Origin of the sequence: Catellatospora sp. TT07R-123, from assembly GCF_018327705.1 — a bacterium.
Classification (GTDB): Bacteria; Actinomycetota; Actinomycetes; order Mycobacteriales; family Micromonosporaceae; genus Catellatospora.
Window position 1 is genome coordinate 4,099,286 of sequence record NZ_BNEM01000002.1, and the last position, 19,207, is coordinate 4,118,492.

The window sequence follows — 19,207 nt, forward strand, 5'->3', positions numbered from 1 at the left end:
GCGCAAGACGGTCTCCTCTCCCATAAAGACACCGCGCGACGAACGAACACCCGGATCCCAGGCGACGGCACGGTGAACCTCGTCTGGCAACGTACCTGTCACGCCGCCGTTCGAACGACAATCGTGCAGGGTTGTTGAGGGGTCGTTACCCCCGCGTGACCCCGACGTGTAAAGAATCACGAAACTGGCTGCACCTGGGGCCGCTCGAACCAGACACCCGGTCATGAACGAGACGTTTCCAGCAGTCCGCTCCTGGCTGACGGGTCGCCGGGCCACTGGCGTACCCTCAGCGTTCGTGGAGGCTCTTCGGCTGATTCTGCGGTACGTCCACCTCGTCGGCTTCGCCCTGCTGTTGGGCGGCGCGGTGGTCCAGTACCTGTCCGGCAAGATCCGCGTCAACTCCGTCATGGTCTGGGGCGCGAGCATCCAGCTGCTGACGGGCATCGCGCTCAGCGCGCCACTGGGCCGCGCGGTCCAGCCCGACCCGGCCAAGCTCGCGGTCAAGGGCGTCATCGCGCTGCTGATCTTCATCATGGTCATCGTGCCGTTCGTGAAGAAGCGCGAGAGCGTCAACCCCGGCCACTTCTTCGCCATCATCGGCCTGACCCTGCTCAACGCGGGCGTCGCCGTCTTCTGGCACTGACCCCGTCCCACCCGCCCGGGGCCTCCGCCCCGGCGGGCCGGGCCGGGCGAGTCTCAGGGCACGGGTGCAGTTTCGGGGAAAGTGCAGGAATCTTGGCTTGGATTCCTGCACTTTCCCCGAAACTGCATGAACGTTCTCGGGTCCGGGCGTCGCCCGGGGCAGGCGCGCCCCCGGTGGGGTGCGACGGTGGGGGCCGGTCAGCGGCGGCGGCGCAGGGCCGTACGCAACTCCGCGACGATCCCGTCGAAGTCCTCGGCCAGCCGCGACGCGGTCACGGTCAGCACCGTCCAGTCCGCGTCGTCGGGCACCGGGACGCGCACCCGGCGCGGGGCCTCCTCCGCGTCGCAGACCACGCCGACCCGCTGCTGCGGCCACGCCAACTCCAGCGACGGCGCGGGACCGTCACCGGCCTCGACCACATAGTGCAGGACCGGGGCGGGCAGCCCGGCCAGCGCGAGCCTGACCCGCAACCGGCTCTCCAGCGGCGAGCGCGCCGCCGGGTCGGCCAGTTTCGCCACCTTGAGCAGGCGGTTCCAGCCCGGCGAACCGATCCGCGCACTGGCGTACTCCGCCAGCGCGGCCGTGCTCACCACGCGCCGCGTCGTCAGCACGTCGATCAGCGCGACGGCGTCCGGCAGATCCAGCCAGCGGGCCAGATCCCAGCAGGTGCGCTGCGGCGTGGTGACCCGGATCCCGTCGGTGCGCCGGGTGACGTCCTTGTCCGGCACCGTGCCCCGGTGCACCAGCAGCCCCGCCATCGGCCCGAACCGGCCGGGCGTCAGCACCTCCACCAGCCCGTCCGCCTCGTACGGCGCCCCGTACAGGCACGCGGCGGAGCGGCCCGCGATCACCCCGTCCTCGGGCAGCAGGAAGTCCACCACGGCCAGGCAGCGCAGCCGGTGCGTGATGGTGAGCGCGCGGTCGGCATAGACCCCCCGGAACAGCGGCTGCCAGGCGGTGCTGCGCAGCTGCGCCGGGGTCAGCAGCCCCGAGCGCACGGCGTCGGCACCGCGGAAGATCCGTCGGGACAGCTCCTGGGGACGTAGCGGCGGCTTCGGCACCGCGCCAGCGTAGGCACCCTCCGCCACCGTCGATCAAGCAGACACGCTGACTACACCTAGACCAGCCACAACCCGCCCCTTCCTCCCACCCCCCGCCACCCCCTCACCCGGCCCATTTCAGCCCGACCCGGCCCGGCTCAGCCCGGCTTGGCGCAGCCCGGCCCGGCTTGGCGCAGCCCGGCCCGGCTTGGCGCAGCCCGGCCCGGCTTGGGTCGAGCCTGGCTCGGCCGGGTTCGGCTCGCAAGATCGCCGTCTCCGGCCCAATCCCGCATCCAGAGCACACGAAATGACCGGAACCGGCGATCAACCCAGCCCGAACCCGCCAACATCACGCTCTGCGGCCAAATCCCGCTCCGCCCACAACGCGCGCACCGATATCCAGGGCTGGCCCGCGCATCCTGTGCTGTAGATAGGCCAGCATCGATGAAAAACCGGGGCTCGGCGATGAGGACCGAGGGTTGATGGCGATGAGGACCCAGGGTTGATGAGGACCCAGGGGTTGTGGCCGGGCGGCAGCGGCACGCCCACCGACCCGACCCCGCCGGTTGACCCACTGATCCCCGTACCCCCACGAAGGCCGCGTGCCGCGTGTTCGCCGGCGGCGTCTGGACTGAGGAGCGTGACCGAGCCGAAGGCTCGGCAGCGACGAGGGAAGACGCCGCCTGAAAGGCGAGCACGCCGCGCCCGCGAAGGCGGGCGCCAGCAGCACAGCGGGCGCCATATAACGGCAAGTGGTGGCGCACGGGGTCGAACCGCGCGCCACCACCGCCTGCTCGGAGCATGTCAGCCGGGACGGTGGCGCATCAGCCGATCATGCGGTTACGGATCATGCCAGGAAGATCAGGTGAGGCGCCAGACCCCGATCCCGGGGCCGGCACCGGGCAGCGTCACGGCTCCGTGCTCGTCCGCGACCAACCGCTCTGCCCCGTACAACGCGGGTAGGGCGGTTCCGGGTGCGAGCCCGAGCGGGAGCTCGACCGGTGCACCGCTGTCGCGGCGTGCCGCCACCAGCAGCGACTCGGCCGCGGTCTCGCGCAGGTACACCAGGGTGTCGGCGTCGGCGTGCAGCCAGCGCAGGCCGCCGTCGCGCAGTGCGGGCTCGGCGGCGCGCAGGCCCATCAGCTCCCGGTATGCCGCGAGCGTCGCCTCGTCACGGTCGGCGGGCCGCCGCCACGGCATCGGGGTGCGCGCGTTCTCGCCGTTCCAGCCGGTGAGGCCGAACTCGCTGCCCGCGTACAGCATCGGCACGCCGGGGTAGGTGGCCAGCAGCCCGACGGCGACCAGGTGCCGCTCCCGCGAGCCGGTGATGGTGCGGATGCGTGGGGTGTCGTGCGAGTCGATGATGGTCCACGAGTTGACCAGGGTGCGCCAGGACATCCGCCCGGCCAGCGCCCGCATGGTGGCGTACGCCGCCGTCCCGGGCCGCCGCGGCACGTCGCCCGGCATGTCGAAGAACGCGCTGAGCTCGGTGTCCCCGCCGCGTAGCCAGGTCCAGACGGGCCGGGTGAAGCCGAGGTAGTTCATGGTGCCGTGCCAGCCGCCGCGGTCGAGGTCGGCGGTCGGGTCGTGGGTGTACTCGGCCAGCAGCACCGCCTCCTCGGGCAGCGCCTCGCGCAGCATCCGGGCCACCTCGTGGCCGTCGTCCTGCCCGGCGCGGCGGCCGGTCTGGTGGGCGACGTCGACGCGCCAGCCGTCGAAGTGCTCCAGCCAGCGCACCAGTACGGCGGCCATCCGGGTGCGGACGAGTTCGCTGGACCAGTCGAGCTTGGGCAGCCGGGGCTCGTCCCAGAACGACTCGTACCCGTGGGCGGGCAGGGGCTGGTCGGAGTGGAAGTAGAACATCTGCCGCTCAGGGCTGTCCGGGTCGGCCAGCGCGGCCCGGAACCACTCGTGCGCGGCCCCGGTGTGGTTGGTGGTGATGTCGCCGAGCAGCCGCATGCCGCGCTCGTGCACCGACTTGGCCAGCCTGGCCAGGGCGTCGTCCCCGCCGAGCAGCGGGTCGATCGCGTCGAACGTCGACGCGTCGTACCGGTGGTTGGAGCGGCCCGGGAAGATCGGGGTGAGGTAGACGGTGTCGGCGCCGACGGACCGGATGTGGTCCAGGTGCTCGGTGACGCCGTCGAGGTCGCCGCCGAAGAACTGCTCGGCGGTGCCGGGTCCGCGCCCGAGCACCTCGTCGCGGTCCCAGTCGCCGGGCAGCGCCCAGTCGGGCACGGTCGCCGGGTCCAGCGGCCCGGCGGCGGCCGAGCGGGCGAAGCGGTCAGGGAAGATCTGGTACACCACGGACCGGGCGGCCCACGACGGCGGCGGCTCGTACGACACGAGCCGGAAGTCGGTGTCGTCGGTGACCTCGTGCTCGACCACCCCGGCCGCGGTCAGCCAGTACGGCGCCCCGCCCGCCGGGCTGAGCCGGAACCGGTAGTTGGTGACCGCGTTGCGGGCCCGGATCCGCACCCGCCACCAGGCGTCGGTGCGGCCGTAGCCGCCGAGCGCGGTGCCGGTGCGGTCGGCGTCGACCTCGGCCGGGTAGACCACCGGCTCGCGGTCGAACGTGGCCCGCACCTGCACCGCGGTGACCCCGGCCGCGGCGGGCACCCGCACCCACAGGGTGACGGTGTCGCCGAGCCCGGGTGCCGCGTGGGACACGTAGAGGCCGGACCCGTCGTGGTGCGGCAGGTTCCCCAGCGTCATCCGGCCTCTCCCTCCTGCTTCGTGTCCCGCGCTCAGCCCTTGGTCCCGCCGGCGGTGAGGCCGGAGACCAGGTGCCGCTGCACATAGAGGAAAACGACCGCGGCGGGAAGGGTGACGAGCACCGCGGCCGCGGTGAGGTACTCCCACTGCGGGTTGAACTGCGGCACGAACTGGCGCATGCCGTACGACAGGGTGAACCGGTCGTCGGTCTGGATGAACGCCGACGCGTACGCGAGCTCGCCCCACGCGGTGAGGAAGGTGTAGAACGCGGTGACCGCGACGCCGGGCCGGGCCAGCGGCATGATCACCTTCCAGAAGGTGCGGAACGGCCCGGCGCCGTCGATCGAGGCCGCCTCGTCCAGCGAGGTCGGGATCGAGTCGAAGTAGCCCTTGAGCATCCAGGCGCAGAACGGCACCGCGATGGTGAGATACGCGATGATCAGCGACGCGTGGGTGTTGATCAGCCCGAACGCGGCCATGATCTGGTAGATCGGCACGATCAGGATCGCCACCGGGAACATCTGCGTCACCAGGAAGACCAGCATCAGCTGGCGGCGCCCGGGGAAGTTGAACCGCGACAGGGCGTATCCGGCGGTGGCCGACATGATGATGCCGAAGAACATCGTGGCGGCCGCGACGAGCAGCGAGTTGAACACCCAGACCGGGAAGTTGGTCTGCGTGAGCACGTACTCGTAGTTGGCCAGGGTGGGTTCCTTGACCAGCGTCAGCTCGGTGCTCTGGATCCACTCCTTCGGCTTGAACGAGGCGGCCAGCACCCACACGATCGGGAAGATCGCGATCAGCGAGGCGAGCACCAGCGTGCCGTGCAGCCCGAGCGAGGCCAGCGGCTTGCGCCTGCTGCGCGGACGGTTGCGCTGCGGGACGGGCGGCGGCACGGAGGCGGCCGCCACCACCGGGAGCGTCGAAGAAGCGTTCTCGGTCATCGTCACCACACCTCACCCTGCTTGCGCAGCATGCGCCGGTAGAACACGGAGAAGACGAGCAGGATCGACAGGATCAGCACGCCGTACGTCGAGGCCAGCGAGTAGTTGCGCAGGCCCTCGAAGGCGGCCCGGAACGAGCCGGTCACCAGGATCTCGGTCTGCCCGGCGGGCTGGCCGCCGGTCACCAGGAAGATCACCGGGAACATGTTGAAGGTCCAGATGGTGCCCAGCAGGATCACGGTCATGCTGACCGAGCGCAGGCCGGGCAGCGTGATGCTGACGAAGCGCTGCCACGGGCTGGCGCCGTCGATCTCGGCGGCCTCGTACTGCTCGGTGGGGATGGTCTGCATGCCGCCGAGCAGGGCCACCATCATGAACGGCACGCCCAGCCAGATGTTGGTGAGGATCGCCGTCAGCAGCGAGGTCTTCCAGTCGGAGAACCACTCGACGGGGTCCAGGCCGAACTTGACCAGCAGCGCGTTGAACAGGCCGAACTTCTCGTTGAACATGAACTTCCAGGCGAACGCCGACACGAACGCCGGCACCGCCCACGGCAGGATCAGCAGCACGCGGTAGACGCCGCGGCCCCACATCGGCCGGTTGAGCATCACGGCCAGGCCCAGCCCGATGGTGTAGTGGAACACCACGCAGGCGACGGTCCAGATCAGCGTGATCCCGAGCCACTGCCAGAACTGGCCGACCTTGCCCGACAGCACGTCCACGTAGTTGTCGAACCCGACCAGGTGCCACGCGTCGGGGTTGGCCTTGCAGACCTCCGAGCCGGTGATCGACTTGGTGCAGATCTCGGCCAGCTGGTTGGCCTCGGTCAGGTTGGTGAAGGAGAGGAACACCCCGCGTGCCAGCGGATAGAGGATCAGCACGCCGAGGACGACGACCACCGGCGCGACCATGGCCCAGGCGTACCAGTGCCGGTCCCAGCTGCGGCGCAGGCGGGACGGTCGGTCGGCGGAGCGGTGCTTGCGGGAGGCCGGGCTGGTCGTGGAGGGCGGTGTCGCCGTCACTGTGCTCACGGAGGGCTCCGAGGTTCAGGGGTGGAGACGCGGGCTGGAATGCCCGGAAGAAATATGGAGGGCGGCGGCCGACCCCGTCGGGTCGGCCGCCGCGCACCGCTCAGGAGAGCGTGTAGGTCTTCACGACCTCGTTGAGGTACTTCTGCGCGACCGCGTCGAGCGACGTCTTCGCGTCCTTGCCCTGCACCAGGGTCTCGGTGGCCATGGCGTCGAGCGGGCCGAAGAACTGGCCGCCCTCCGGGATCCACGGACGGGCCGTGGCGGTCGCGATGACCGGGCCGAAGGCCGAGATGATGGGGTTCGACTTGACCGAGGCGATCTCGTACGCCGACTTGCGGGTCGGCAGCAGGCCCAGCTTGTCGGCCAGGAACGCCTGCGACTCGGCCGAGGACATGAACTTCACGAACGCGATCGCCGCGGCGGCCTTGTCCTGCGCCATGCCGGAGTACAGCACGTAGTTGTGGCCGCCGACCGGCGCGCCCGCCTTGACCGAACCGGCCGGGACCGGCGCGATGCCCAGGTTCTCGATGCCACCGAAGGTGGTCGCCGAGCGGACGTTGTTGACCTCCCACGGCCCGTTGATGACCATGGCGACCTTCTGCTCCTTGAACAGGGTCATCATGGTGCCGTACGAGTCGTTCGCCGGCGGCTTGACCGCGGCGCCGGACTTGATCAGGTCCTGCGCCACCTTGATGCCGGCCACGTTCGCCGCCGAGTTGACGGTGATCTTCTTGTTGGCGGTGTCGACCAGGTCGCCGCCCTCGCCGTAGATGAAGGGCAGCAGGAAGTAGCCACCGGCGTTGATGAACAGGCCGTCCTTGCCGCTCTTGGCCTTGATCGCAGCGGCGGCGGTCTTGACGTCGGCCCAGGTCTTCGGGGCCTCGGTCACGCCGGCGTCGGCGAACATCTTCTTGTTGTAGAGCAGCGCGAGCGAGTCGGTGACCTGCGGCACGCCGAAGGTCTTGCCGTCGAACTTGTTCGCCGACATCGGGGTCGGGAAGAAGTCCGACTCGTCGGCGAGCAGCTCGGAGCCGTCGAGGTTGTACAGGTAGCCCAGGGAGGCGAACTCCGGCACCCACGCCACCTCGGCGCGCAGGATGTCCGGGGCGCCGCTCTTGGCCGCAGCAGCCGTCTTGAACTTGTTCTGGGCCTCACCGAACGGGACCGACTGGTAGTTGATCTTGACGTTCGGGTAGGTCGCGTTGAACTTGGTGATCAGCTCCTTGAACGCCGGGCCCTCGTTCGCCGGGTCGGACGTGTCCCACCACGTCAGATCGGCCTTGAGGTCCGCAGGGTTGTTCTTCGGGGCCTCGGGCGTGTCCTTGCCACACGCCGCCGCCGCGAGGGCGAGAACGGCGGTGGCGACGACAGCGATCCCGCGGGCGGTGCGACGCATGTGCGCTCCTTGGGGGAATGTCTGGTAGTCAGCGCCCAGGCGACAGGTTCGTCACAGGGGCGGGGGGTGGTGCCAGCCGCGATACGCCGCGTTGGAAGATTTTCCAGAACTGCTGACGTACGACAGCACCCCGTTGCCGGGGTCATGCTTGCTGGTATGAAGTTTGTTGCCGGGAGGTTAGCAAGTCTTTGCAGACATTGGAAGTCCTTTCAGTTCGGGACTCTCCAGATCACGCTCTCCTGGGTTAGAGTGCCGCCATGCGCGCACGACTCTCTGACATCGCCCAGCAGGCGGAGGTCAGCGAAGCCACCGTCTCTCGGGTGCTGAACGACCGCCCCGGTGTCTCCGCCGACACCCGGCAGGCCGTGCTGACCGCACTCGACGTGCTGGGCTACGAAAGGCCCGCCCGCCTGCGCAAACGTAGTGCGGGCCTGGTCGGCCTGGTCGTCCCCGAGCTGGACAACCCGATCTTCCCGGCGTTCGCCCAGATCATCGAGACCACGCTGGCCCAGCAGGGCTTCACCCCTGTCCTGTGCACCCAGACCCCCGGCGGCGTCACCGAGGACGAGTACGTGGAGATGCTGCTCGACCGGCAGGTCTCCGGCATCGTCTTCGTCTCCGGCCTGCACGCCGACTCGACCAGCGACCCCGAGCGCTACCGCAAGCTGATCGCGCGGCCGCTGCCGATCGTGCTGGTCAACGGGTATGCCGAGGGCATCGAGGCCCCCTTCATCTCCTGCGACGACCGCGCCGCCGGCGAGCTCGCCGTGTCACACCTGGTCGCGCTCGGGCACAAGAAGATCGGCCTGATCTCCGGCCCCGACCGCTACCTGCCCGTCCAGCGCAAGATCGAGGGCTACCGGTCGGCCATGCGGCGCCTGCTGGGGCTGACCGACGCCCAGATCAACGAGATGATCTCGCTGTCGCTGTTCGGCGTGGAGGGCGGCGACGCGGCCGCGTCCCGGCTGCTCGACCGGGGGGTGACCGGCTTCGTCTGCGGCTCGGACCTGATGGCGCTGGGCGCGATCCGCGCGGTGCGCCAGCGCGGGTTGCAGGTGCCCACCGACGTCTCCGTGGTCGGCTACGACGACTCGCCGCTGATCGCGTTCACCGACCCGCCGATGACCACCCTGCGCCAGCCCGTACGGGCGATGGCCGTGGCAGCCGTACGGGCACTGGTCGATGAGATCAAGGGACACCCGGCACCCCACTCGGAGTACATTTTCCGGCCGGAACTGGTCGTTCGGGGATCTACCGCTGCCTACAGCGGGTGACGTGTACGGCGCCGTGACGGCTGAAACTTTCTGAAAGCTATTGCTTGACTCTTGCGCAACTTGCGCGACATCCTTCATGGGTCCTTCCGGTTCGGCCACGCCGTCGTGGCCGCGCCGTCCCCTGAAGCAGACGCACCTAACGCGCAGCCCGCTCATGCGCGACCCCCGAAAGGATCGCCAGTGACCACGCAGGCAAACGACGACTGGTGGCGTGACGCCGTCGTCTACCAGGTGTACCCGCGCAGCTTCGCCGACGGCGACGGCGACGGCACCGGTGATCTGCAGGGCGTGCGGGGCAAGCTGCCGTACCTGCGCGAGCTCGGCGTCGACGCGATCTGGCTCAGCCCGTTCTACACGTCGCCGCTGGCCGACGGCGGCTACGACGTCGCCGACTACCGCGACGTCGACCCCCGCTTCGGCACCCTGGCCGACTTCGACGCGATGGCCTCCGACGCGCACGCGCTCGGCATCCGCGTCATCGTCGACCTGGTCCCCAACCACTCCTCCGACCTGCACGTCTGGTTCCAGCAGGCGCTGGCGGCGGCCCCCGGCTCCCCCGAGCGCGAGCGCTACATGTTCCGCGACGGCCTCGGCGAGACCGGCGAGCTGCCCCCGAACGACTGGGAGTCCATCTTCGGCGGCCGCGCCTGGACCCGGGTCCCCGACGGCCAGTGGTACTTGCACCTGTTCGCCCCCGAGCAGCCCGACCTCAACTGGGAGAACCCCGAGGTCCGCACCGAGTTCCACGGCGTGCTGCGCTTCTGGCTCGACCGGGGCGTGGACGGGTTCCGCATCGACGTGGCCCACGGCATGATCAAGGCTGAGGGCCTGCCCTCGGTCGGCCGGACCAGCGACGACGGCGGCCGCCAGGTCGAGATGCTCGGCAGCGAGCCGCTGCCCTACTTCGACCAGGACGGCGTGCACGACATCTACCGCGAGTGGCGGCCGATCCTGGACGAGTACCCGGGCGGCCGGATGGCCGTGGCCGAGGCGTGGGTGGACTCGCCGGAGCGGCTGGCCCGCTACATCGGCCGCGACGAGCTGCACCAGGCGTTCAACTTCGACTTCATGATGGCGGAGTTCGACGCGGAGTCGTTCCGTACCATCATCGACAAGTCGCTGGCCGAGGCCGACCTGGTCGGCGCGCCCACCACCTGGGTGCTGTCCAACCACGACAAGTTCCGGCACGTCACCCGCTACGGCGACGGTGTGATCGGCCTGCGCCGGGCCCGCGCCGCGACGCTGCTGATGCTGTCCCTACCCGGCTCGGCATACCTCTACAACGGCGAGGAACTGGGCCTCAACGAGGTGCTGGACCTGCCCGACGAGCTGCGCGAGGACCCGTCGTTCAAGCGCACCGGCGAGAGCCGCGACGGCTGCCGCGTGCCGCTGCCGTGGGGCGGCACCCTGGAGGAGGGCTTCCGGTTCAACCCGGACGGCCAGGGCACGCCGTGGCTGCCCCAGCCCGCCAAGTGGGAGAGCCTCACCGCCCAGGCGCAGGAGAGCGACCCCGAGTCGACGCTGAACTTCTACCGCGCCGCCCTGCGGCTGCGCCGCGAGCTGCCCGCGCTCGGCGGCGGCAAGGTCCAGTGGATCGACTCGCCCGAGGGCGTCCTGGCGTTCCGCCGCGACCCCGGCGTCGTGGTGGTCACCAACATCGCCGACCGCCCTGTCACCCTCGCCGAGCTGGGCCTGTCCGGCACCCCCCTCCTCACCAGCTCCCCCGTCCCCACCCCCGGCACCCTCCCCGCCGACACCACCCTCTGGCTCCTCGGCTGACCCCGCGGCCCCTCAGCTGACCCCTAGATCACCCAAGTTGCCTGGCAATCGGGCGCATCCGGGCCTGCCCGGTGCCCGATCGCCAGGCAACTTCGCGGATCTTGGGGGGCGGCGGCGGCGCTGAGGCAAGATCCGGGAAGATGAGGGCGTGGTGGCGTTCTTCGATCGCGTACAGCGGATGGCCGATGCGGTCACGGCCCGGTATGAAGGATCCGTGATGTGGGCCCGCAAGCGCTCCGCCGCGTTCGACCACCTGTGGCGGATGAAGGAACGCTACGCCGACGTGCTGGCCGGCCGCCTCGCCGCGGCCATCGCCTACTACGCCTTCTTCGCCACCTTCGCCCTGGCCATGGTGGTGTACGCCGTCCTGGTCAAGGTCTTCTCCGGCAACCCGGACCTGGTCCACGACGTCGACCTCTTCCTCACGCACTACTTCCCGACCATGGACACCGAGCAGCTCAAGACCGCCGCCACCTCGATCGGCTGGGTCGGTCTGGTCAGCCTGGTGCTCGCCGGGATCGGCTGGGTCGACGCGTGGCGCTCGTCCCAGCGCGCCATCTGGGGGCTCGACCAGCACCCGGGCAACTTCCTGGTGCTGCGGCTGACCGACCTGAGCATGCTGCTCGCGCTGGGCCTGCTGCTGGGCGTCTCCATCACCGCCGTCGACCTGCTCGGCCGCCTGGTGGACCGGCTCTCCGACTGGTCGGTATGGGTCAACGCCGGCGCCTACGCCCTGGCCCTGCTCGTCAACGCCATGATCGGTTTCGCGCTGATGACCACGCTGCCCCGGGTGCACATGACGCCCAAGCGGCTGCTGCCCGCCGTGGGCATCGTCAGCGTCGGCATCACGCTGCTCAACGAGTTCGGCCGCTTCTTCGTCCAGCGCACCCAGAACAACGTCGCGTACGTCGCCGTCACCGCCGCGGTCGGTCTGCTGCTGTACCTGTACCTGTTCAACCAGATCGTGCTCTGGGCCGTCTCCTACGCCGCCACCTCCGCCAAGGGCAAGGTCTTCGACCTCGCCTGGGGGCGGCCGCGCAAGCACCACCTGGACTGGGTTCCGCCCGGCGACGCCGCCTCGGTCACCGCCGCCGAGGCGGCCGGTGACACCGCGGCAGGGGACGAGCTGGAGGGCGTGGACGACTCCGACGCGCCGGTACGGCCGAAAGCGCCCCAGAATCAGAACGAGCACCGATGATGGTCGCGTGGGAGCACTCGTGACGCTGGAGCTGCCTGCGGGATCGCCGCAGCTCGACCTTCCCTGGATCATCACCTTCGGGCCGCTCGACGACGAGGAGGAGTGGGAGCCGGTCGTCTGCGGGCCGTACGAACGCGCGCACGCGCTCGCCCTCGCCCAGCACGTCGTGGCCGACGAGGACCTGATGGCGGTCGTCGAACCGCTGCTGCCCGCCACGTCGATCGAGCAGATCAACGGTGAGATCGCGGTCGCGCGGCGGCTGGCCGCCGAAGCCGCGGACGAGATCGACGAGATCGACGACGCGCTCGACGACGACGCCGAGCACGACCATGACCATGACCACGATCACGACCATGAGCACGATGAGGACGAGGACGGCCACGCCGCCCCCGAGCCGCCGACCGAGGCCGAGCTCAAGGCCGCCTTCGCCCGCATCTCCGCCCGCCTGACCGCCTGACCGCCTGACCGCCCGACCGCCCGACCCCCTGCCGCCTCGGTGGCCGGACCCGTTTTACATTGACGCTGGCCTATCTAGAGGACGATTTTCCAAGATCTGTCTTCTAGATAGGCCAGCGTCTATTGAAAACCGGGGTGGGCAGCGTCGGAGCGCAAGCCGGGGCACGTGCTCGGGACAGGTGCCCGGGGGCCGGGGCTCGGCAAGGTCAGCGGGTGCGCAGCCGGTAGTCGCGGATCGGCTCCCAGCGCCCCGTGCCCGTGTGCTCGTACCGGGTGAAGTGGTCGACGACGAAGCGGGCCGAGTAGTCCGCCATCCGCTCGAACACGTCGTCCAGCGCCGCCCCTGGCACATCGTGCCCCACCGTGACGTGCGGGTGGTACGGATGCGCCAGCTCCCGCCGCAACGGCCCCGTACGGATGGAGTCGGCCAGCCGCTCGCACTCCGCGATCCCCGCCGCCAGCGCCACGAAGACGACCTGGTTGACCGGCCGGAACGTGCCGGTCCCCCGCAGCTGGACCGCGAACGGCTCATTGGCGGCGGCGACCTTGCGCAGCAGCCGGTCGATCTTCCGGTCGAGCTCCGCCGAGGCGGGCAGCACGGTCGGGCCGAGCAGCGTGACGTGTGCGGGGATCAGCGCCGCCTGCGGGTCACCGGTCGAGGCACGGGCCGCGTCGAGCTCGGCCCCCCACGGCTGGGGAATGCCGACGGCGATACCGATCGTCCGTTCCACGGTGCGCCTCCCTCCCACGTCAGGATCGGGCATGTCACCCGCCACCGGACCCGGTTCACCGAGCCTGGCGGCGGGCGGTCGTCTCAGCGCTGCGGCGCCAAGAAGCCGATGCGGTCGTACACGGTCGCCAGGGTGTGGGTCGACACGGCGCGGGCCTTCTCGGCGCCGATGGCCAGCAGCTTGTCCAGCTGGGCCGGGTCGCCGAGGAACTCCTGGGTGCGCTGCTGGATCGGGGTGACGAACTCGACGACCACTTCGGCGAGGTCCTTCTTCAGGTCGCCGTAGCCCTTGCCGTCGTACGCGGTGACGAGCTCGTCGATGCCGCGGCCGGACAGCGCCGAGTAGATGGTCAGGAGGTTGCTGACGCCCGCCTTGTTCTCGACGTCGAAGATGATGTCCCGGCCGGTGTCGGTGACCGCCGACTTGATCTTCTTGGCGGATTTGTTCGCGGGCTCCAGCAGCTCGATCAGGCCGTTGGCGGTCGACGCCGACTTCGACATCTTCGCCGTCGGGTCCTGGAGGTCCAGGATCTTCGCCGTCTCCTTGACGATGTACGGCGCGGGCATGGTGAACGTCTGCCCGAACAGGGTGTTGAACCGCTGCGCCAGGTCGCGGGTCAGCTCCAGGTGCTGGCGCTGGTCCTCGCCGACCGGCACCGCGTCGGCCTGGTAGAGCAGGATGTCCGCGGCCTGCAGGATCGGGTACGTGAACAGGCCGACGCTGGACCGGTCTGCCCCGGACTTGCTCGACTTGTCCTTGAACTGGGTCATCCGGCTCGCCTCGCCGAACCCGGTGATGCAGCCCATCACCCAGCCGAGCTGGGCGTGCTCGGGCACGTGCGACTGCACGAACAGCGTGCAGCGGTTCGGGTCCAGGCCGACCGCCAGCAGCTGGGCGATGCTGACCCGGGTGCGCTCGCGCAGCACCTTCGGGTCGTGCCCGGCCGTGATCGCGTGCAGGTCCACCACGCAGTAGAAGGCGTCGTGCGTCTCCTGCATCGCCACCCAGTTCCGCACCGCGCCCAGGTAGTTGCCCAGGTGGTATGAGTCAGCGGTGGGCTGGATCCCGGACAGCACCCGGGGCTTGCGGCTGGACGGCGCATCGGCAGACATGGCGCCCATTCTCCCACCCGGATGATCGTCCCGACACAGCGGGAACCGCCGTCCCGCGTCGTGACTCACTACAGTCGCCACACACCGACACGGACACCGCGGGGAGCAGATGGGCGCGCACGAGGAGCTGGGCGAGCTGTATCACGCCGGCTACCGGCGGCTGGTCACGCAGGTGTTCGCGTTCACCACCGACCTGACCGAGGCGCAGGACGCCGTGCAGGAGGCGTTCGCGCGGGCGCTGGCGCGGCGACGCGGCCTGAGCGATGTGGACGCGCCGGAGGCGTGGCTGCGTACCGTGGCGATCAACGTGGTGCGGCGGCGTTGGCGCCGCCGCCAGCTGCTGGACACGATCCTGCTGCGCGAGCGGCCGCTGGCCCGGCTGGCCGCGCCGCCGCCCGAGCCGGACAGCACCGACCTGCGCGCGGCCCTGGCCGTCATCCCGCGCCAGTATCGCGAGGTCATCGTTCTGCACTACCTGGCCGACCTGCCGCTGGACGAGGTGGCGCAACTGCTGGAGGTGCCGGTGGGCACGGTCAAGTCCCGGCTGTCGCGTGGGCGCGACGCGCTGCGCGGGCTGCTCGACGACGTCGAGGCGCCGCCGCTGGAACAGGTCCGGGCGCGGGCCACGCAGATCCGGCGCCGCCGCCAGGCCGCCACCGGCAGCTTCGCCGCGGCCGTGCTGGCGGTCGCCGTGGTGGTGCTGCCCTGGCACCAGCGTTCCGCGCCGCAGCCCGCCGCCTCGGCGACGCCGTCCGCCTCGGCCGTGCCCAGCACGTACACCGGGTCGGGGCTCACGGTGACCGGCGTCGTGGACCCCGCCACCGCGCCGGACCTGCCGGGCGAGATCAGCCGGCTCGAACTCGACGGGACCGAGGGGTGGCTGCGCACCACCTGCCAGGCCACCGAGCGCGACTGCCGCGCAGCCTTCGCCCGCACCGACGACGGCGGCCGCACCTGGTATGCCATGGCCGATCCGGGCGTCGCCCCGCCCGCCCCGGCGAGCCCGCCCCCGCTGTCCGGCGCCTGGACGGCGCACCGCCCCACCGCGGCGGGCGTGTGGTGGGCCGCCGGGCTGCACGGCACCGTCCCGGCGCTGGCCGCCAGCACCGACGGGGGCAGAACCTGGCAGCGGTACGACCTGAGCGGCCCCGCCGACGCCGTCACCGCGACCGTACGCGGCGAGCAGGTGCTCGCGGTCGTGTCGCGGCGCGGCACGCTCACCGGCGTCTTCCGCATGACCGGCCTCGACGGGCTGCCGACCCGGGTCTCCGACGGCGACGGGCTGGCCGCCCGGGGCGAGCCGGTGCTGCTGCCCGACGGGCGGCTCATGCTGGCCGGGGCGGACGGCAGGCTCTGGCTGAGCACCGACCTGGGCGCGACGTTCCGGCGGGCCGAGAGCAGCCTGCCGGGCGTGGACGAGCTGCGGGCGACCTCGTCGGGGTACGTGGCGCTGGGCTTGTTCAACAGCGGCTGGGTCGCGGTGTCCGAGGACGGGGTGACCTGGCGCAAGCTGCCGATCCGCTGACCGTCAGGCCGCCTCGGTGACCAGGACGGCCTCGCCGTCGACGCGCGCCGCCACCGGTTCCGGGTCGCTCACCTGCTCGACCTCCAGCACCGGCTCGGCGTGGACGACCCGGACCAGCGCCACCCGGCGGCCCTCCAGGGCGAGCACCGCCAGCTGGTAGCCGTCGAGGTCGGCGGTGTCGCCCGGCTGCGGCATCCGGCCCAGCGCGCTCATCAGGTAGCCGCCGACGGTCTCGTACGGCCCCGCGGGCAGGTGCACGCCGGTGCGCTCGGCGAAGTCGGCCAGGTTGATCATGCCGTCGACCTCGGCGGGCAGGCTGGGGCCGGTGGCCGTGGCCACGGGGGTCTCGTCGTACTCGTCGTGGATCTCGCCGACGAGCTCCTCGATGAGGTCCTCCAGGGTGACGATCCCGGCGGTGCCGCCGTACTCGTCGACGACGACCGCGATGGTGTTGCGCTCGCGGCGCATCTCCGACAGCGCCGCCAGCACCGGCTTGCTGCCGGGCAGCCGCTTGATCTCTCGGGCCAGCTCGCGCACCGGCCGGTCGGGGCGCTCGTCCCACAGCAGGTCGCGCAGGTGCACGAAGCCCACCACGTCGTCGTGGCTGCCGTCGGCGACGGGGAACCGGGTGTGCCCGGCCTCGCGCGCCTCGGTGACCGCCTCGGCCACCGTCATCGCCGTGTCCAGGAACCACACCTCGGTGCGGGGCACCATCACCTCGCGCAGGTTGGCCGCCGACCGGGCCAGCGCCTTGCCGATGATGTGCCGCTCCTCCGGGGCCAGCGCCGTGTTCACGGCCACGAGCTGGCGCAGCTCAGCCTCGGTGATCTGCTCCCGGCCGACGGTCGCCGCCACTCCGAGCACCCGGTTGGTCCATCGGGTCAGCGCGTCTGCGGCACGGACGATGGCGGGGGCGACGGCGCGGGCGACCCGGCCGGGCGGGCGTAACCGGGGCTCCCGTCGGCGCGGTTCGCGACCAGCGCTCTCCCGCGACACCGGGCTGTTCTGCCGAGGCACTGCCATCTGCGCATCGTATCTCTGTTATCGGCGCCCGCCTTCGCGGGCGCGGCGACCGATCGTGGTCGTCCTGCCGCGCGAATTCGACCGTGTGTGAGCTTGTTGTGTTCTGTTGGAATGTGGTGGGATGACAGGACCGTCGGCGTGATCCGACGCGGCAACTAGGCTTCGACGGACGGCATCGGGAAGGGCGCATATGAAGTTACTGGTCACCGGGGGCGCGGGATACGTCGGCAGCGTGGTGGCACGGCTGCTGCTCGACGCGGGACACGAGGTGGTGGTGCTGGACGACCTGTCCCGCAACGACGCCTCGCAGATCCCGGCCGAGGCCGCGTTCGTGCAGGCCCGCGTGCAGGAGGCGGCGACCGTGCTCACGCCCGGGTCGGGCTTCGACGCCGTGCTGCACTTCGCCGGGCTCATCGCCGCCGGGGAGTCGATGGCCCACCCGCAGTGGCACTGGGAGGCCAACACCATCGGGTCGCTGGCCCTGCTGGAGGCGATGCGCGCCGCCGGCGTGCCGCGGCTGGTCTTCTCGTCGACCGCCGCCACCTACGGCAACCCGTCGGAGCTGCCGCTGACCGAGAACGCGATCACCAAGCCGGTGAACACGTACGGCGCGACCAAGCTCGCCGTCGACATGGCCATCAGCTCGTACGCCCACGCCTACGACCTCGCCGCGGTCAGCCTGCGCTACTTCAACGTGGCCGGGGCCCTGGTCCGCCCGGACGGGTCCATGCTCGGCGAGCGCCACGACCCGGAGACCCACCTGATCCCGATCGCGCTGGAGGTGGCCGCCGGAAAGCGCGAGAAGCTCCAGGTCTTCGGCGACGACTACCCGACCCCCGACGGCACCTGCGTCCGCGACTACATCCACGTCGCCGACCTGGCCGAGGCGCACCTGCTGGCCCTGGACGCCGCGCGCCCCGGCGAGCACCGCGTCTACAACCTCGGCAACGGCACCGGCTTCTCCAACCGCCAGGTCGTCGACGCCGTACGCGCCGTGACCGGGCACCCGGTGCCGGTGGAGATGGCCGCGCGCCGCCCCGGCGACCCGGCCGAGCTGGTCGCCTCCTCCGAGCTGGCCCGCACCGAACTGGGCTGGGTCCCCGCCCGCCCCGACCTGCACGGCATCGTCGCCGACGCGTGGACCTTCTTCCGGAGCAACTCGTGAGCGCCGTCGACAGCGGCGTGTGGGCCGCCCCGGGCCGGGTCAACCTGATCGGCGAGCACACCGACTACTGCGACGGCTTCGTGCTGCCGTTCGCGCTGCCGCACCGCACCGAGGTGACGGCCGTCCGGCTGGACCGCCCGGAGTGGACCGTGTCCAGCTCGCTGACCGGCGAGACGGTCACCTTCGACCTGAGCGAGCCGGTGACCGGCTGGGCGGCGTATGTCGCGGCCGTCGTGTGGGCACTGCGCGACGCCGGGTACGACGTGCCCGGCGCGCGCCTGGACATCGTCTCCGACGTCCCCGGCGGCGCCGGGCTGTCCTCGTCGGCGGCGCTGGAGTGCGCGGTGCTGTCGGCGCTGGCCGACCTCGGCGGCCTCGACCTGCCCGTGGCGCGGCGGCCGAAACTGGCCCAGCGCGCCGAGAACGCGTACGTCGGCATGCCCTGCGGGGTCATGGACCAGTCGGCCTCGACGCTGTGCCGGGAGGGCCACGCGCTGTTCCTGGACTGCCGCTCGATGGCCGTGGAGCACATCCCGCTCGACCTGGCCGGCCAGGGCCTGGCCATCCTGGTCATCGATTCGCGCGCCCCGCACCAGCTCGTCGACGGCGAGTACGCCGCCCGCCGCGCCGCCTGCGAGAAGGCCGCCGAGATCCTGGGCGTGCCCGCCCTGCGCGACGCGACCCTGGCCGACCTGTCCCGGTTGGACGATCCGCTGCTGGTGCGCCGCGCCCGCCACATCGTCACCGAGAACGACCGGGTCCTGTCCACCATCGAGCTGCTGCGGGAAGGCCGCGTCCGCGAGATCGGCCCGCTGCTCACCGCCTCGCACGCCTCGATGCGCGACGACTTCGAGATCACCGTGGCCGAAGTGGACACCGCGGTCGAGACCGCCCTGGCCGCGGGGGCGTACGGCGCCCGCATGACCGGTGGCGGCTTCGGCGGCTGCGTCCTGGCGCTGGTCGACGCCGACCGCGCCGACACCGTCGCCGCCGCCGTCACGGCGGCGTTCGCGGCGAGCGGGTTCGGCCCCCCGCACTGCTTCCCCGTCACCCCCGCCCCCGGGGCGACCCGCCTCTCCTGACGTCCCACGCGCCGTCGTCTGGGGCAGTTTCGGGGAAAGTGCTGGAATCTTGGCTTGGATTCCTGCAGTTTCCCCGAAACTGCACCGATCTTCGGT

Annotated in this window: 16 protein-coding genes; 8 read left to right on the forward strand and 8 right to left on the reverse strand. The window is 71.1% G+C overall.

Annotated elements, in window-relative coordinates:
• The first annotated feature begins 295 nt into the window (after nucleotides 1-295).
• Nucleotides 296-643, forward strand: a complete 348-nt coding sequence (locus Cs7R123_RS38075; RefSeq protein WP_212833880.1) for a hypothetical protein — start codon at nucleotides 296-298, stop codon at nucleotides 641-643.
• A 197-nt stretch (nucleotides 644-840) separates the two neighbouring features.
• On the opposite strand, the gene Cs7R123_RS38080 is transcribed toward Cs7R123_RS38075, so the two are convergent.
• The 5 genes from Cs7R123_RS38080 to Cs7R123_RS38100 form a co-directional block, all read right to left on the reverse strand.
• The gene (locus Cs7R123_RS38080) at nucleotides 841-1,704 is read right to left on the reverse strand and encodes a hypothetical protein (protein ID WP_212833882.1); all 864 of its coding nucleotides are present in this window, start codon (nucleotides 1,702-1,704) and stop codon (nucleotides 841-843) included.
• An 840-nt stretch (nucleotides 1,705-2,544) separates the two neighbouring features.
• Nucleotides 2,545-4,395 (reverse strand): glycoside hydrolase family 13 protein, encoded by a 1,851-nt coding sequence (locus Cs7R123_RS38085; RefSeq protein ID WP_244872403.1) that lies wholly within the window; start codon nucleotides 4,393-4,395, stop codon nucleotides 2,545-2,547.
• 32 nt (nucleotides 4,396-4,427) lie between these two features.
• Entirely contained in the window at nucleotides 4,428-5,339 is a 912-nt protein-coding gene (locus Cs7R123_RS38090; RefSeq protein WP_212833884.1) for a sugar ABC transporter permease, read from the reverse strand.
• Nucleotides 5,340-5,341: 2 nt separating this feature from the next.
• Entirely contained in the window at nucleotides 5,342-6,370 is a 1,029-nt protein-coding gene (locus Cs7R123_RS38095) for a carbohydrate ABC transporter permease (RefSeq protein ID WP_374707078.1), read from the reverse strand.
• Between the two features lie 100 nt (nucleotides 6,371-6,470).
• Entirely contained in the window at nucleotides 6,471-7,766 is a 1,296-nt protein-coding gene (locus Cs7R123_RS38100; RefSeq protein WP_212833887.1) for an extracellular solute-binding protein, read from the reverse strand.
• A 257-nt stretch (nucleotides 7,767-8,023) separates the two neighbouring features.
• On the opposite strand from Cs7R123_RS38100, the gene Cs7R123_RS38105 reads away from it, so the two are divergent.
• The 4 genes from Cs7R123_RS38105 (at nucleotide 8,024) to Cs7R123_RS38120 (ending at nucleotide 12,474) form a co-directional block, all read left to right on the forward strand.
• On the forward strand, nucleotides 8,024-9,040 hold the full coding sequence (locus Cs7R123_RS38105; RefSeq protein WP_212833889.1) for a LacI family DNA-binding transcriptional regulator: 1,017 nt from the start codon (nucleotides 8,024-8,026) through the stop codon (nucleotides 9,038-9,040).
• Nucleotides 9,041-9,220: 180 nt separating this feature from the next.
• On the forward strand, nucleotides 9,221-10,819 hold the full coding sequence (locus Cs7R123_RS38110; RefSeq protein ID WP_212833892.1) for a glycoside hydrolase family 13 protein: 1,599 nt from the start codon (nucleotides 9,221-9,223) through the stop codon (nucleotides 10,817-10,819).
• Between the two features lie 217 nt (nucleotides 10,820-11,036).
• Nucleotides 11,037-12,017 carry a YhjD/YihY/BrkB family envelope integrity protein gene (locus tag Cs7R123_RS38115; protein ID WP_244872404.1) on the forward strand — a complete coding sequence of 327 codons (981 nt, stop codon included), beginning with the start codon at nucleotides 11,037-11,039 and terminating at the stop codon, nucleotides 12,015-12,017.
• Nucleotides 12,018-12,024: 7 nt separating this feature from the next.
• The gene (locus tag Cs7R123_RS38120; protein ID WP_212833894.1) at nucleotides 12,025-12,474 is read left to right on the forward strand and encodes a hypothetical protein; all 450 of its coding nucleotides are present in this window, start codon (nucleotides 12,025-12,027) and stop codon (nucleotides 12,472-12,474) included.
• A gap of 205 nt (nucleotides 12,475-12,679) precedes the next feature.
• Here the strand turns inward: Cs7R123_RS38120 and Cs7R123_RS38125 are convergent, their stop codons facing one another.
• Nucleotides 12,680-13,237 (reverse strand): 2'-5' RNA ligase family protein, encoded by a 558-nt coding sequence (locus Cs7R123_RS38125; protein WP_212833896.1) that lies wholly within the window; start codon nucleotides 13,235-13,237, stop codon nucleotides 12,680-12,682.
• Nucleotides 13,238-13,287: 50 nt separating this feature from the next.
• Nucleotides 13,288-14,316, reverse strand: coding sequence for a tryptophan--tRNA ligase (trpS, locus tag Cs7R123_RS38130; protein ID WP_212833898.1), 1,029 nt, complete (start codon nucleotides 14,314-14,316; stop codon nucleotides 13,288-13,290).
• Nucleotides 14,317-14,425: 109 nt separating this feature from the next.
• On the opposite strand from trpS, the gene Cs7R123_RS38135 reads away from it, so the two are divergent.
• Nucleotides 14,426-15,841, forward strand: a complete 1,416-nt coding sequence (locus Cs7R123_RS38135) for an RNA polymerase sigma factor (RefSeq protein WP_212833900.1) — start codon at nucleotides 14,426-14,428, stop codon at nucleotides 15,839-15,841.
• A 3-nt stretch (nucleotides 15,842-15,844) separates the two neighbouring features.
• Here Cs7R123_RS38135 and Cs7R123_RS38140 read toward each other — a convergent pair whose 3' ends face one another.
• A complete protein-coding gene (locus Cs7R123_RS38140; protein WP_212833902.1) occupies nucleotides 15,845-16,864 on the reverse strand; it encodes a hemolysin family protein in 1,020 nt (339 codons plus the stop codon).
• Nucleotides 16,865-17,054: 190 nt separating this feature from the next.
• Here Cs7R123_RS38140 and galE point away from each other — a divergent pair, with 190 nt between their 5' ends.
• Together galE and galK are read left to right on the forward strand one after the other, a co-directional pair.
• On the forward strand, nucleotides 17,055-18,029 hold the full coding sequence (galE, locus tag Cs7R123_RS38145) for a UDP-glucose 4-epimerase GalE (RefSeq protein ID WP_212833904.1): 975 nt from the start codon (nucleotides 17,055-17,057) through the stop codon (nucleotides 18,027-18,029).
• Nucleotides 18,026-19,111, forward strand: a complete 1,086-nt coding sequence (galK, locus tag Cs7R123_RS38150) for a galactokinase (protein ID WP_244872405.1) — start codon at nucleotides 18,026-18,028, stop codon at nucleotides 19,109-19,111. Before galE ends, galK begins: the two co-directional genes overlap by 4 nt.
• The last annotated feature ends 96 nt before the right edge of the window (nucleotides 19,112-19,207 follow it).